Origin of the sequence: Butyricimonas sp. RTP31003st1_G1_RTP31003_210430, assembly GCF_040920905.1 — a bacterium.
In the GTDB taxonomy this organism is placed as follows: Bacteria; Bacteroidota; Bacteroidia; order Bacteroidales; family Marinifilaceae; genus Butyricimonas; species Butyricimonas paravirosa.
In genome coordinates, this window is sequence record NZ_JBCOSQ010000011.1 from 40829 (window position 1) to 55672 (window position 14844).

The 14844-nt window shown below is 38.5% G+C and carries 13 protein-coding genes; 1 reads left to right on the forward strand and 12 read right to left on the reverse strand.

Translation table 11 applies throughout. From position 1 onward, the window contains the following. Positions 1 to 73 precede the first annotated feature (73 nt). Positions 74 to 1852, reverse strand: a complete 1779-nt coding sequence (locus AB5542_RS05150) for an aminopeptidase P family protein (RefSeq protein WP_279040130.1) — start codon at positions 1850 to 1852, stop codon at positions 74 to 76. Positions 1853 to 2503: 651 nt separating this feature from the next. Between AB5542_RS05150 and AB5542_RS05155 the strand changes: the two genes are divergently transcribed. Next, entirely contained in the window at positions 2504 to 2938 is a 435-nt protein-coding gene (locus tag AB5542_RS05155) for a helix-turn-helix domain-containing protein (RefSeq protein WP_087420235.1), read from the forward strand. A gap of 67 nt (positions 2939 to 3005) precedes the next feature. Here AB5542_RS05155 and AB5542_RS05160 read toward each other — a convergent pair whose 3' ends face one another. The 11 genes from AB5542_RS05160 to AB5542_RS05210 form a co-directional block, all read right to left on the reverse strand. Then, positions 3006 to 3911 (reverse strand): dihydroorotate dehydrogenase, encoded by a 906-nt coding sequence (locus AB5542_RS05160; RefSeq protein WP_279040132.1) that lies wholly within the window; start codon positions 3909 to 3911, stop codon positions 3006 to 3008. Beyond that, positions 3899 to 4660: a dihydroorotate dehydrogenase electron transfer subunit gene (locus AB5542_RS05165; RefSeq protein WP_279040134.1), complete on the reverse strand. Its 762-nt coding sequence runs from the start codon at positions 4658 to 4660 to the stop codon at positions 3899 to 3901. Before AB5542_RS05165 ends, AB5542_RS05160 begins: the two co-directional genes overlap by 13 nt. Positions 4661 to 4689: 29 nt before the next feature. Continuing rightward, positions 4690 to 7452 carry an excinuclease ABC subunit UvrA gene (gene uvrA / locus AB5542_RS05170; protein WP_279040136.1) on the reverse strand — a complete coding sequence of 921 codons (2763 nt, stop codon included), beginning with the start codon at positions 7450 to 7452 and terminating at the stop codon, positions 4690 to 4692. 125 nt (positions 7453 to 7577) lie between these two features. Further along, positions 7578 to 8018, reverse strand: coding sequence for a 50S ribosomal protein L9 (gene rplI / locus AB5542_RS05175; protein ID WP_087420231.1), 441 nt, complete (start codon positions 8016 to 8018; stop codon positions 7578 to 7580). A 21-nt stretch (positions 8019 to 8039) separates the two neighbouring features. Next, positions 8040 to 8309 carry a 30S ribosomal protein S18 gene (gene rpsR, locus AB5542_RS05180; protein WP_018336357.1) on the reverse strand — a complete coding sequence of 90 codons (270 nt, stop codon included), beginning with the start codon at positions 8307 to 8309 and terminating at the stop codon, positions 8040 to 8042. Positions 8310 to 8312: 3 nt separating this feature from the next. After that, a complete protein-coding gene (gene rpsF / locus AB5542_RS05185; protein ID WP_027202443.1) occupies positions 8313 to 8660 on the reverse strand; it encodes a 30S ribosomal protein S6 in 348 nt (115 codons plus the stop codon). Between the two features lie 220 nt (positions 8661 to 8880). Continuing rightward, positions 8881 to 9915 (reverse strand): endolytic transglycosylase MltG, encoded by a 1035-nt coding sequence (gene mltG, locus AB5542_RS05190; RefSeq protein WP_279040139.1) that lies wholly within the window; start codon positions 9913 to 9915, stop codon positions 8881 to 8883. Positions 9916 to 9927: 12 nt separating this feature from the next. Further along, positions 9928 to 10974, reverse strand: coding sequence for a nucleoid-associated protein (locus tag AB5542_RS05195; protein WP_087420228.1), 1047 nt, complete (start codon positions 10972 to 10974; stop codon positions 9928 to 9930). Positions 10975 to 10979: 5 nt separating this feature from the next. Beyond that, positions 10980 to 12581, reverse strand: a complete 1602-nt coding sequence (locus tag AB5542_RS05200; RefSeq protein ID WP_279040141.1) for a DUF3078 domain-containing protein — start codon at positions 12579 to 12581, stop codon at positions 10980 to 10982. A 13-nt stretch (positions 12582 to 12594) separates the two neighbouring features. Continuing rightward, positions 12595 to 13404, reverse strand: a complete 810-nt coding sequence (locus AB5542_RS05205) for an SDR family oxidoreductase (RefSeq protein WP_087420226.1) — start codon at positions 13402 to 13404, stop codon at positions 12595 to 12597. 188 nt (positions 13405 to 13592) lie between these two features. Next, on the reverse strand, positions 13593 to 14816 hold the full coding sequence (locus AB5542_RS05210; protein WP_027202448.1) for a tetratricopeptide repeat protein: 1224 nt from the start codon (positions 14814 to 14816) through the stop codon (positions 13593 to 13595). Between the last annotated feature and the right edge of the window lie 28 nt (positions 14817 to 14844).

Sequence of the window (14844 nt, forward strand, 5' to 3'; positions counted from 1 at the left end):
TTCAAACGTAGGGGAAACGGCTATAATTCGTTTATGGTGACTTATCTCGGAACAAACTCTCGCTTAATTCTTATCAAATTGCTTTTGTCTTATTTCGCAACCAAGTTCTTTCCTGTTCTTCAAGATAAGGAGATACTTCTTGATAAACCCGTTCGTTGTAAGCATTTAACCAATCGATTTCATTTTGATTTAAAAGTTGAATTAATAGGGCTGAAGTGTCGAAATAACAAAGAGTTATTGTTTCAAATTGATAGAATTCTCCAAATTCATTCACCGCTTTGGGCTGGCACACGATCAAGTTCTCGTGACGGATTCCATGTAAACCTTCCCGGTACAATCCCGGTTCGTTAGAGGTTACCATACCCGGCAACATTTCTTGATTCTTTAAATCAGGGCGAATAGATTGCGGTCCCTCGTGTACATTGAGAAAATATCCTACACCATGTCCGGTTCCATGTCCAAAATTCCTAAGGTTCATATATAATGGCAACCTGGCAACTATATCAATGTTACATCCTTTCGATCCTTTCGGAAAATATAGCATACTAAGATCAATCATACCCTTTAAAACAAGCGTGTAATCCTCTTTTTCCAATTCTGTCAGTTCTCCCAGTGGCATCGTACGGGTTATGTCCGTCGTGCCGTGCATATATTGAGCACCGGAATCCACGAGATATAATCCTTTGGGATGTATTTCCGATTGTTGTTCCGGGGTTGCGGAATAATGTGGTAGGGCTGCATTAGGACCATAGGCAGAAATACACCCAAAACTATCCGACACGTATTCTTTATCCTGAGAGCGGAACCAAGTTAATTGTTCTGCTGCTTCCAGTTCTGTTATAGGTTGTTGTGATAATCTATTTTCCAGCCAATAATAGAATTTAGATAACGCGACTCCATCTTTCCGGCAAGCTAATCTAAATCCATCCAACTCGGTTGTATTTTTTACAGCCTTCAGTAAGGGAATAGGTGATTCGATTTCACGCACCTCGAATTTTTTCGCCAGATGATTAAAAACAGCATAGTTGCAGGTATTCGTGTCCACGAAATACGTGTTTTCTTTATTCTGTTCATCCAGAAAGAGGAACAAATGATGGTAATCATGTAACTCGATCCCATCTTCTGCCAATTGTTGTGCTATTTCTTGAGAAATCTTGTCTAATTTGATGAATAAATGAGCTTTATCCTTTTCTACAATGGCGTAAGAAATGGCTACCGGGTTATAAGCAATATCGTTACAACGAATATTATATAACCAGGCAATTTCATCCAAATAACTGAATAATATGGCGTCACCATGATTATCGCGTATAAACTCTCGAATTTTACCTATTCGTTCTCCGGCAGATTCCCCGACATATTTTGTATCCAAACGAATTATTTTCTCCACGGGAAGAGCCGGACGATCAAACCACATTTCTCCCAGCAAATCTATTTGTTCCTGGATAGTTATATTTTTAGGGCTTAATGCATTTTTCAGGTTACGTACATCACTAACAGACATACAAAAGCCATCAATTCCTACTTTAGTTCCAGATTCAAGTACTTCAGTCAACCATTGAGGATAATCGACAGCACCGGGAATACGCAATTTATGGAGTTTTATGCCGGAACCGTCCAATTCTTTCTCTGCTTGAATAAAATAGCGGGTGTCAGTCCACAATCCAGCCTCGTTTTTCGTGACCACAACAGTACCATATGACCCGGTAAAACCGGAAATCCATTTTCTCTGTTGCCATGGAGCGGGAAGATATTCGCTATTGTGAGGATCTGTTCCGGATATGATATAAGCCGCAATATTTTCTCGATCCATAATGCGTCTTAATTCGATTAATTTCTCTGGTATATTCATGACTATATTTTTTTATTTCTCAAATGTAGAGTTTTTGTTGAATATAACAAAATAGAGGAAAATTACATTTGTAAAGTCGGTGTGACGAAAGCTATGTGTTACATTTGTAATGTACGTACTGTCGCAAAAAGGGGAGAGGAGTACACAAATGTAATCATTACAAGTGTCAGCTAGCTCAAGGTGTTTCACGGGTTAACAGTTGTAAACAAATCAATCTATAATATTGAATTCCAATAAATAAACGCATAATATATGATGTTTATATTTAATGATGATTTAACCATAATAACGAATTCAGAATATGTCCGTTGTTAATTAGATTTAAATTTAAATTATAACACACTAATATTCAGTGGTTATTAAACTCTAACATAAAGTTTAAGTATAAGTACTGTCCACTGGCACGAATATGTGTAAGTTATTGATTATTAATAATTAGTATGTCTCATGACATAAGCGGCACAATAAAAAGATATAAATACTATGAATTATGTTGATAACAAGTATATTACAACCATAGAATATAAATTGACATATATCATCATGAATCATTGATTACATTTGTAATTTGTGGCAATTACAAATGTAATTTTGATTTCTCGACACGAATGATTACATTTGTAACTCTTGATTTTACAAAATAACAGACCTATGCAAGAACGTTTGAATCAAATTATCGAGAAAAAAGGATTGACCGCAACAAAGTTTGCTGCCATGATTGGAGTAAATGCCTCTACAATTTCCCATATTCTTGCAGGTAGGAATAAACCCGGTTTTGATATTATCAATAATATAGCTAAAACATTTCCGGATCTCAATCTGACTTGGTTAATCACAGGAAACGGATCAATGGATAATTCTCCTATACAAGAAGAAAAAAATCCGGTAGTAACCGAGCCTACGTTATTTGACATGGAACCGACGGAAAAACAAAATACACCTATTATGTCCGATAAAAATGTAAAATCAGAAGAAACAAGAGATCCGATAACATCCGTCAGGTCTTTAACGAAACAGACAAAAAAAATAAAACGGATTATATTATTTTTTGAAGATGGCAGTTTTGAGGACTATGAGAAAGAATAAAGAGAATGAGTCAAAAATCCATAAAATCGAACGGACTTTTGACTCACCTTCTTTTGTTTTCTATTTTTTATATCAAGCCAATAATTTCCTTTACAGACTTAAAACCGTTCTGATCCAGGTAATCGTTAATTCCATCGATCACTTTTATCGTTACTGTCGGATCGATAAAGTTTGCCGTACCGATCTGTATGGCCGAGGCTCCGGCCAATAAAAATTCTATCGCATCATTGGCGCAACTTATTCCCCCCAAACCAACTACTGGAATTTTCACGACTTTGGCAACTTGCCAAACCATACGAAGTGCAACAGGTTTCACGCAGGGACCGCTCAATCCTCCTGTAACTGTACTCAATACAGGTTTTCGAGTTTTTACATTGACAGCCATTCCCATCAACGTGTTGATGAGTGATACAGAATCTGCACCAACTCCTTCCACAGCCAAGGCAATTTCCTGTATACTCGTGACATTAGGAGATAATTTAACCATCAAGTGTTTTTTGTAGACTTTCCGAACTTCCTTGACAACCTCAGCCGCTGAAACACAACTTGTTCCGAAAGCCATACCACCTTCTTTCACGTTAGGACAAGAAATATTCAGTTCGATTGCCGGGATATGATCCAAAGCGTTGATTTTTTCTGCCGTGGCAACATAATCGGAAATAGTTGAACCGGATACATTCACCAGTATATTACTGTTTATGTCTTTTATCGTCGGGTAAATATGCTCGATGAAATAGTCTACACCTTTATTCTGTAATCCCACGGCATTCAACATTCCGGAAGGAGTTTCGGCCATCCGGGGATAAGGGTTTCCTTCACGATGTTTTAACGTTGTTCCTTTCACGATGAATCCACCTAAACGTTCTAAATCAATAAAATCCTGGAATTCAGTTCCATACCCGAAAGTTCCGGATGCTGTCAACACGGGATTTTTCAGGGGTAAGCCGTTGATATTTATATTTAAATCTGCCATTTTAAATCTTTTATATTGAAAATAGGACCTTCCGTACACACGCATTTGTGACCTTCTTTCGTGTCGGTTACACAACAGAGGCATGCTCCAATACCGCAAGCCATCGTGTTTTCCAAGGATACTTCACAATTGATGTTATTCTGGTTCGCATACCCCGCAACTGCTTTCATCATCACTTCCGGACCACAACAATAGATATGATCAAATTTTTCTTTCAAAACAGAATGTTGCGTGACATATCCTTTTTCCCCGAAGGAACCATCTTCAGTTGTATAGTATACCGTGGCATATTTTTCGTACTCTTCTTTCCGAAGAATATCTTTATCTGTTCGGGTACCAATCAACACGACAGGCGATAAACCCTGTGCTTTCATGATCCGGGACAAATGCAACATGGGAGCCACCCCGCAACCACCACCGATAAGCAAAGGTCTACCGGAAGTCGGGATAGAAAAATAATTACCAAGAGGTAGCATCACGTTCACTTTATCACCAATTTGTAGTTCGCCCAAAGTTGATGTTCCACATCCCACGATTTTGATAAAAAGGTAAAGTAACCCGCGTGATTCATCCACGTCATGCACGGAGATCGGTCTTCTTAAAAAAGTCGAGGGAGAATGATCCACCCGCACATTCACGAATTGTCCCGGCTGAATTTCAGGCAATTCATCCGAATGTAACACCAGCAAAATGGTGTCGTGATTTAATCTTTTGTTCTCAGTAACAGTGAAATCTATTAACTTCTTCATATTTAAATATTCCAAATGAGCAATATCTGTTATTTATTCTCCTGCAATTTCTCTGCAAGATATTTCCCGGTATAAGAGGCTTCACACGTTATCAATTCCTCCGGTGTACCCTCGAAAACGAGATACCCGCCTTCACTTCCACCTTCCGGTCCCAAATCTATAATATTATCGGCACATTTGATCACATCCATGTTGTGTTCAATAATTAGTACCGTGTGTCCTCGCTCTATCAAGGCATTCAGAGAATCCATCAATTTATGAATATCATGAAAATGTAATCCCGTGGTCGGTTCATCAAACACGAAAAGGGTAGGTTCCGCGTTTTCCTGGCTAAGATGGTAAGCCAGTTTTACTCGCTGGCTCTCTCCACCGCTCAACGTGCTGGATGCCTGGCCTAATTTTATATATCCCAAACCTACATCGATTAATTTTTGCAGTTTGCTAACGATACTGCGTTCACTATGACTTGTCCCGGAAGAGAAAAATTCAACTGCCTGGTTCACGGTCATCTCTAAAATATCGTATATATTCAGGCCCTTGTATTTTACTTCCAGAACTTCATCCTTGAAACGTTTTCCTTTACAATGTTCACATTCCAAGTAGACATCTGCCATAAATTGCATCTCGACCTTGATGATTCCTTCCCCCTGACATTCTTCACAGCGACCTCCCGGTACGTTGAAAGAAAAATGAGCCGGCTTGAACCCGTTCAATTTAGATAATTTTTCGTCAGCAAATATTTTACGTATATCATCCCACGCTTTCAGATAAGTAACCGGGTTAGAACGAGAAGATTTACCAATCGGATTCTGGTCAATAAATTCCACTCCATGAATAGAATCCACATCCCCGCTCAAGCGGTTGAAACTTCCTGTACGGTCGGAATAGTCTCCATAATATTTTTTCAAGGCTGGAACCAGAATTGTCTTGATCAATGTACTCTTACCCGACCCACTGACCCCGGTCACGGCTGTCATTATCCCCAAAGGAATTTTGACATCAATATTCTTAAGGTTATTTTCTGTGGCACCGGAAAGGAGTATGTAACGATTTGATTTTCTCCTTTTTGCCGGAACAGGAATATTCTTTTTTCCATATATATAATCTGCCGTAAGAGTGTCCGCTTTCTTCAAGTTTTTCAGTGTTCCCTGGTACACGATTTCTCCACCCAATCTCCCGGCCAAGGGACCAACATCAATAATTTCATCCGCGGCTTTAATAATATCCTCGTCATGTTCGACTACTACCACGGTGTTACCAATATCACGAAGACGATGAAGTACCTGTATCAAGCGATCCGTATCCCGGGAATGTAACCCGATACTCGGCTCATCCAAGATATACAAGGAACCGACAAGAGCTGAACCCAACGAGGTCGCCAGATTGATACGTTGCGACTCTCCACCGGATAATGAAGAGGATAAACGATTCAATGTCAAGTATCCAAGACCAACATCCAATAGAAAATCAATCCGGTTATGAATATCCGGAAGGACTCGTGCGGCAATCGTCTTATCGTGTTCGGATAACTGAAGATGGTCAAAATAGACTTTCAGTTCCGAGATGGGCATATCCACGAGTTCCGTGATGGACCGGTTGTTTATTTTCACGTACGTGGCTTCTTTTTTCAAACGAGTCCCGTGGCACACCGGACATTTGGTCTTTCCCGTGTATCGGGCAATCATTACACGGTTCTGTATTTTAAACTTTTTGGACTCTAGGTATTCAAAAAATGCGTATATCCCATTTTCACTATTCCAAAGAAGATCTTTCTCCTTGGCCGTCAGCTCAAAATAAGGGGTATGTACCGGAAAATTTATCTTGTGAGCGTGTTGTACGAAAAAATGCTTCCACTCGCTCATTTTTTCTCCCCGCCAGCACATAACCGCATCATCGTAAACACTTAATGATTTGTTGGGGACCACGAGATCCTCGTCGATCCCGAGTATCTTCCCGTATCCCTCACATTTCGGACAAGCTCCGATGGGGGAGTTAAAGCTGAACGTGTTAATGGTCGGTATCTTGAATTCGATACCATCGGCCTCAAATTTATTTGAGAACGAACGTGTTACTCCATCAATATCAATGTAGCAAGTACCGTTTCCCTCGTAAAGGGCTGTCTCAACGGAATCCTTGATTCGGGATACCGTGTCTTTCTCGTCATTTATCCGGGTCCGGTCTATCACGAGAAACATCTCTTTCGAAGAGTCTACCGGAATATTTTTCTCGATCAAGTCGGAAATTCGTATAAACTCATCCCCGTATTTTATTCGCGAGAATCCCTGACTAATCAAAAGAGGAAGATTTTCATTTGTCGTCTCGGCTAATTTTGCCATGATAACAACCGTCTGATCGGTATGCCCTTCCAGAATATACGAGTAAATATCATCCACGCTATGACGCTTAACTTCTTCCCCCGAAATAGGGGAGTAGGTTTTACCGATTCTGGCATACAACAGTTTGATATAATCGTAAAGTTCCGTGGATGTTCCCACGGTTGAACGCGGGTTCGAGGTATTCACTTTTTGCTCGATCGCCACGGCAGGCGGGATTCCTTTAATGTAGTCACATTCCGGTTTATTCAATCTTCCCAAAAACTGACGCGCATAAGAAGACAAGCTTTCCACGTAACGTCTTTGTCCTTCTGCATATAACGTGTCAAAAGCCAGTGAAGATTTACCACTTCCGGAAACTCCGGTAATCACGACAAACTGGTTTAACTTGATATTCAGATCTATATTTTTCAGGTTGTGAACCCGTACTCCTTTCAACTCAATGCTCTGCTTACTCATATATGTCCTTCCAAAATATATACAAAGATAAGACTTTTCGCAAAAAAAAGCACCCTTTGGGGGTGCTTTTAGCGTTTGGAATATGTTTGGAAATACGTTTAAGTCTTGTTAATGACTCGTTTTAATTATTCGGAAACTACTTCGAACTCAACATCAACTTTCACTTCTCTGTGAAGTTTGATAAGAGCGGTGTAAGTTCCAATCTCTTTTACATCTTTCAGCACGATCTTCTTCCGGTCGATGTCGAAACCTTTCTCCTTCAAACTTTCAGAAATCATGATGCTGTTAACAGAACCGAAGATCTTACCGGTAGAGCTGGTTTTAGCTCCGATAGTAAGTTTAACCTCAGCTAATTGTGCTGCTATTTCTTCTGCCTCTGCTTTCAGTTTAGCTTCTTTGTGAGCTCTTTGTCTTAAATTTTCTGCAACAACTTTTCTTGCTGAAGGTGTTGCTAAAATAGCGTAACCTTGAGGGATAAGGTAGTTACGTCCGTAACCTTGTTTTACATCAACGATGTCATCCTTATGTCCTAAGTTTGCTATATCTGTCAATAATATTATCTCCATTTGTGTCCTCCTTCCTTAAAATTATTTCATCAAGTCGGTTAAGTAGGGCAACAAAGCAAGATGTCTTGCTCTCTTCACAGCGGTTGCTACTTTCTTTTGGTACTTTACAGAAGTCCCGGTAATTCTTCTAGGAAGAATCTTTCCTTGTTCATTCAAGAATTTCTTTAAAAATTCCGGATCCTTGTAGTCGATGAATTTGATTTTTGCTTTTTTGAATCGACAGTACTTTTTCTTTTTGATTTCAACCGTTGGGGGGGTTAAATATCTAATTTCGCTTTCGTTCTGTGCCATGGCTTATTTCTCCTCTTGTTTTACTTGATTTTTAGCTCTTCTTTTCAATGCATACTCGTAAGCATACTTGTCTAATCTGAACGTCAAGAAACGAATCACTTTTTCGTCACGTCTGTAAGAAGTTTCCAGTTTGTCAACTAGAGTACCTTCTCCTTCGAATTGGATTAAGTGATAAAAACCTGTCGTTTTCTTTTGGATTGGATAAGCCAGCTTGCGTAGACCCCAAGCCTCCTCGTGCTCGATATTACCGCCATTTTCGGTAATAACAGCCTTGAATTTTTCTACCGCTTCCTTTACCTGTATTTCAGATAAAACGGGAGTTGTGATGAAAACGGTTTCGTAATGATTCAACATAACTGATTGTTTATTAATACATTAATGTAATAAAAATTTATTTATCGCCCGCAAAGTTACTACTTTCCTTCGGATTTACAAAGAAATTTACCATTTTAGATTTTAGATCCTATTAATTTCGTGATTTAGCGATTATAGATTAAGTGATTCACACCCATGATCTAACGCTTGTTTTCAATCACTTGGTCTCAATATCAGCAATCTCAGAATCTTTCATTTACCTCCAGATTTTCCGTTTATTCAATTCTTGATGGTACTCCCGGGCATAAATATTATGCTGCCGAAGTGTTTTCGAAAAATTATGATACCCGGAAAAGTCACTTTTAGCGCAGAAATACAGATAATCATGTTTTTGATAATTCAACACGCTATCAATGACCTTGATGGAAGCCATCCGGATCGGTCCCGGGGGAAGTCCGGCGTACATATACGTATTATAAGGGGAATCGATCTTCAAGTAACGATCCAATATACGGCTTATCGTGAAATCTCCCAACACGAATTTCAGTGTCGGGCAAGCATCCAATTTAATTCCCCGGTTCAACCGATTGATGTAAACGCCGGCGATGACTGGGTATTCTTCCGGTTTCACGGTCTCTTCTTCGATGATAGAGGCTAACGTGATCACTTCTTCCGGGGAAAGCCCAATTGCAGATGCTTTTGCCATCCGGTTTTCATTCCAGAAACGATGATATTCTTTTTTCATTCGTTTCAACAAATCAAGGGCCGGGGTATTCCAATAGATCTGATAGGTATTCGGGATAAACATGGCCATGATCGTGGTAGAATCAAATCCTAAATCGGCAAGCACATCAGAATCTTTCAGCAGCGTTAGCAATTCTTCTTTGGAAGTACCTAATTCTTCATGAGCTTCCTCGGCAAATTCAGCCAGCGTTCGCATATTATTAAACGTGAAGTAAACCGGGTATTGATTACCGGAACGGAACATATTGATCAACTCGTTATTATTCATCCCATCCTGAATTTTATACCTTCCGGGTTTCACGGGTGAAGAAAAACGTTTGAGTCTGGCAACCACGCTGGGGGTGTGTGCATTTTCGATGTACCCGTGCCGTCGCAAGGTATCAATCACTTGTGATATAGTGCTACTATCGCGCAAGTAAACAATACCGTCATCTTTGACACTCGTGTTTGGAGCTAGAATATAATAATATCCCAATCCCACACAAGCGAGAAAGATTATTGCCAGTACTCCTAATATGATAACAAATCTCCTGATTTTTTTATTCATAGGCAGGAAGTGTTAGTTTTCTTCTCTAAAATACAGCTTGTAATAATTCATATCCCGGTCCGAGTCATACCCTTTCTCGATGTATTTTTTTTGTCCGTGAATATAAACGTGAAAGTTCTTGTCCAATTTCAACACGTGTTTAAAGTATCTTTTTTCGTCTTTTACCGCACTATTTGATACATCAAACTGGTCTTTTAACGCGAGTTCGTTCTTTTCTTCATAATAGTTTTTGAAATTCTCAAAAGCATCGATAATCTGCGGATCGGAAACAACTTCTTCTTTGAACAAGTTTTCATTGAAAGTATCCGCTTTTTTGAAGTAATCAATCGAACGGTTAAGCATATCGATCTGGTCTGCTTTGGGAATGTCATTTTCCTGATTATAAACCTCTTGAACAAAATCTTTGCAGAGTTTCAAGTAATTGGATGTCTGGAAATAGTTATCTTCGCATTGTTCCAATCCCAAGAAATCGGTCGTCCAGTAAACAGCCTCCGTGGAGTTTGTCTTGTCCAAAATACTTACTCGGTAACCGTTTTCACTCTCGACATTGAAGACCAAGCAAGCTTTATCTAATTTTTTGATATTAATACCCGATTCGCTTTCTAGTTGATAGCTATTATCATTCATGATAATTTTCAAGAAAGTATCTTTCGTTTCTGATTTAAAAATACCGATAGCATCACAAGGACCTTCTTCCAGCACGCAATTCTTGAAATGGACCATGTATAACTCTCCGGCTTTTATGTTGGGATGGTTTGACTGGTCGAATAAATGTTGAGCGATATTCAACGAAGCCTCGTAAAAATTCGTGTTATCCTCGAAAATAGAATTAACCGCATTGTACACTAGATTGTGATATAAATTATCTTCAATAGGTGCAAACCGGTAATAGGCGTCCTTCTTAAAAGGTGCAAGAAAATAGCTTTTAAGTAGGTTGTGAACATCCATATCATCCGGTAAAAAGCAAGATTCGGAGAGACGTAACTTTCCGTCCTCGTATTTATTGCCGATGTCATGGATTACGATATTATTGATCTCACAAGATTCAAAATTCATCATATGCTTTAAAATCTAAAATATACTCCTAAGTTTAATGTTTGTTTCAATTGTATCTTTTTCGAATCATTCTGGTTATAAACAGCATTAGCATAGACGGAAGTCTGCATGAAATAATTGATTTTAAAGTTCAGCGTTAACCGCCAGTCTAATGTCAATTTTTCCGGTTGTTCATAGTAACTGGAAAATATAATCAGATGATTATCTATTTTCAAGAACTTGAAAAGTTCATGCTGGTTTTTCAATTCAACTTTAGCACCCGCATCACTTTTAAATTTTTTTCCTGTCTCCAAACCATAACGGCTAGGAGCAACCAAGTTTGTATCACGCATATATACCCATTGCCCGGCGATAGGGGACAGGTATAAAGAAATGTTATTTTTGGGTTTATAGTCCAAACCTAGAGATAAGGTAAAATTTCCCGGAGTCAAAAAAGCTGCAATAACCTCTTTGTCCGGATTATTCTTTGTCTTGAACAACACGGTATTCATATCGAACTGTGTGGCGTAATTCCAATGTTTAAAAGCCTTTATTCCCAGTTTCGATTGGAGTTCCAACTTATCTTCATTTTTACTCAAATCTTCGCTACCGCTTTTTAAGGCTCCCAAGCGATAACGGATCGAGTTTTCCCACGTCGTGTTATTCTTTTTATACGTTGCAAAATACTTTAAATCGGAGAGTATTGACAAAGAGTTTTCACCACCGCTGGCCCAGTTACTACTGATAAAACCCTGTCCGAAAGAGAAGGTTACGTCAGAATAGTACATCCAGCGCCTTTTGGTTATTTTCCCAACATTCATTTCAGATAATACAAAATACATAGAATCAGGAGCTTCCAGAAGACATTCCTCAACAATTTCTTTAGGCTCTGAATATTTTTGATATTGATAAACATTTTCATCCAGGAAGAATTTCAGTTGATTTCCTCGCGGCATTACCTTCACCCAGGTTCCTATGGTGTCACCAATAAAATTCTCTGCCATAAAACGATAATATTGTGTTTTACCGGTATTAAGCCACAAGTTTTTAGGACGATTAGAGGCTGATAGTAAAGTGATTTGTACGGAATCACGACTTTTCTCCTTCAACCATTGATAATTCACGTCCTGATCCATAAAAGAGAGTAAGGCTTTCAAGTTCTGGTTCAACAGTTTATCGTATTGTACGGAATCTTCCGGGTGTTCTTTATAAAAATCGACACTGTCTCTTTTAATACGATCTTCAATTTGACGAATCGCCTCTTCTTTTGCCTGTACCGTTTCAAAGTAGTTTCTCACGTAATTGAGCATATATTTAATATGTTCGTTTTCAGCATAATCACTTAACGTGTTGATGGCCTTGTATAACTCATAATATTTCATTCTTTCTTTCTTCAAGTTATCCAATGCATAACGAACAAGCGGATCATCAATATGTTGATTTTTATGGCGTAAATAAATATACTTGAGTTGAGGCCGTGTATGATAAAGAGAATCTCTCTTGTTATGTTTCAAGGGTAACACGTAAGAATGTGATAATTTAGGCACAACACGTATATGTTCTCTCTTTTGGGCAAAAAGGGAATTTATAGATAATAGAAATATAAAAGTAACAAGTACAAGATTCCTCATGTGCTTTTTTTCGTTATTTAAACGGTGAATCAGGTTCTTTAGCCATGTGGCTGTAAGCAAGTTTATCCAACAGGCTAGGGAACCACTTGCTTAAAAACACGGATATTTTTCCTTCAACCAGTGTCATCACGATTTCCCGTTTGCGTTTCACAACACCATTTACAATTATTTGAGCGCATCTTTCTGCACTCATCATTTTATTTTCTGCCCGCGGGCTATCGCCTTGTTGATGTCCGTCAGCTACTAAAGCTGTTTTTCGTATGTTGGACGCTGTGAATCCCGGAGCGGCAACAAGGACATGCAATCCTTTCTTTAAATTCTCAACTCGCAATGTATTCAAGAATCCGCGCACGGCAAATTTACTGGCAGAATATCCGGTTCTTCCGGGTAGTCCCAGGAAGCCGGCAACAGAGATAATTCCGACTAAACTACCTTTTGTTTTTAATATATAAGGTAGAGCAAATTTGGTACAATAAACCGTTCCCCAAAAATTCACATCCATTAAACGCCGGATGACATCCAATTCCAAATCTTCAAATAGCGCACGCATGGATATTCCGGCATTGTTTACAAGAACATCAATTTTACCAAATCGTTCAACTGTTTTCTCAACTAGATTTTTACAATCCAACTCCCGAGTAACATCCGTTTGAACGGAAAGGGCATCAATACCCCGAGATTTTAAATCTGTCTCGATTTTCTGTAATTCATCCAAATTTCGAGCTCCCATGGCAATTTTTGCTCCACGTTTTGCAAATTCATAAACAAGTGCTTTACCTATACCAGAAGAAGCTCCTGTAATAATTACAACTTTATTTTGCATGAATAATTTTCTTAGATGAATGAAATATTTATTTTGTAACTTACAAATATAGTAACTTTTAAAGGATCATGAAAAGAAAAAGTACTCTTTTCTTCTATTATAATATTTGTATTATAATCTACATTATGATAATAAACAAACACAAAAAAGAAGAAGGATAAATATGTATCTCCTTCTTCTTGTGATATTTACAAGCTATTCAAAGCCTCCATTGTCTTGTCATACTTCTCTTGATAAACTTTATTTTTTGTTCTTAAGCGGAAATATAATTCTTTCAACGTAGTCAACGTATTCTTGTCATTAGGATTTAATTCCAATGCTTTTTCAAAATAAGGAATTACAGCCTCATATTTCTCCATAACCTTATCCAAGGCAGCGTTATATTCCTTTGCATCAACGATATCCTGTACAACTTTATGATCTTCAATAACCCGGTTCAAATGAATGTTACCCAAGTTATATTGTGCGAAGAAATCATTCGGATTCAGTTCCAAAGTCTTGATATACATTGCCTCAGCCTTTTCCGGTTGATTTAATTTTTCGTATAAAGATCCTTTAGCTCTGTAATATTCAGCTTTATTCGGCTCTTGTTTAATGGCAGCATCCAGGAACTCTTCAGCTTTAGCCGGAGTATCACCCATCAAGTAATAGTTGATTAACTCAACCAGCATATAGTTATCATCCGGATACAATTTGTGTCCTTCATGTAAAAAATTAACAGCTTCTTCCTGTTTTGCTTTTCCAGTAACAGAATCTCCGGCCTCATTAGCGGCACGACTTTGTCCTAGAAGGATATTTGCCACCATCGCATAAATCTTTCCGGCTTCATAATTCAATTCCAGAGATTTCTTATAGAATTTAATTGCTTCATCCAGGTCTCCGGCTTTGTGTGCAGCAACTCCGGCATTATAGATGACGGTCGTGTCTACTTTTTGTGTTCCTAACGGGGATTCATTGATTTCCAATACTCGTTTAAAATTGTTTACAGCATCTTTAAAATCTTTGGTATCATCTGTTTTCATTCCTTGATTGTAACAAACAACACCTTGGTTAGTAAAGTCTATAACCAAGTTAGCATACTGGGTCTTTAAATCTTTCTCGAATTTATTCTTATCGTCCAGTTGGATAACTTTTTGATAAGAGTCCCAAGCTACACTTAACGGATCTTTGGAGAGTTTTTTGTAATTCTCATCCTGAGTTTCGAAAATCGCTTGATAGATTTGTCCTCTAACCATATAAGCTTTCGCCCAGTTTACGCAATTCTCATGGCCAATAGCTTCATCTATCAGCTCTTTCGCTTTATCCAGCTTTCCCTGCGTGAAAAAGCTAACAGCCGATGTTACTTTCCCCTTTTGCGCGAAAGATATATTCACGCAAAGCAGAAGGGCAATGATAAAAGATAGTTTTTTCATACGTTAAAAATTTGTGTTCCAATTAGAT

Bases quoted from the DNA above. Each gene is read 5' to 3' on its own strand.
- AB5542_RS05155 (WP_087420235.1), top strand. From the start codon at position 2,504: ATGCAAGAACGTTTGAATCAAATTATCGAGAAAAAAGGATTGACCGCA.
- AB5542_RS05200 (WP_279040141.1), bottom strand. From the start codon at position 12,581: ATGAGGAATCTTGTACTTGTTACTTTTATATTTCTATTATCTATAAAT.
- uvrA (WP_279040136.1), bottom strand. From the start codon at position 7,452: ATGAGTAAGCAGAGCATTGAGTTGAAAGGAGTACGGGTTCACAACCTG.
- AB5542_RS05160 (WP_279040132.1), bottom strand. From the start codon at position 3,911: ATGGCAGATTTAAATATAAATATCAACGGCTTACCCCTGAAAAATCCC.
- AB5542_RS05210 (WP_027202448.1), bottom strand. From the start codon at position 14,816: ATGAAAAAACTATCTTTTATCATTGCCCTTCTGCTTTGCGTGAATATA.
- AB5542_RS05165 (WP_279040134.1), bottom strand. From the start codon at position 4,660: ATGAAGAAGTTAATAGATTTCACTGTTACTGAGAACAAAAGATTAAAT.
- mltG (WP_279040139.1), bottom strand. From the start codon at position 9,915: ATGAATAAAAAAATCAGGAGATTTGTTATCATATTAGGAGTACTGGCA.
- rplI (WP_087420231.1), bottom strand. From the start codon at position 8,018: ATGGAGATAATATTATTGACAGATATAGCAAACTTAGGACATAAGGAT.
- AB5542_RS05150 (WP_279040130.1), bottom strand. From the start codon at position 1,852: ATGAATATACCAGAGAAATTAATCGAATTAAGACGCATTATGGATCGA.
- rpsR (WP_018336357.1), bottom strand. From the start codon at position 8,309: ATGGCACAGAACGAAAGCGAAATTAGATATTTAACCCCCCCAACGGTT.
- AB5542_RS05205 (WP_087420226.1), bottom strand. From the start codon at position 13,404: ATGCAAAATAAAGTTGTAATTATTACAGGAGCTTCTTCTGGTATAGGT.
- AB5542_RS05195 (WP_087420228.1), bottom strand. From the start codon at position 10,974: ATGATGAATTTTGAATCTTGTGAGATCAATAATATCGTAATCCATGAC.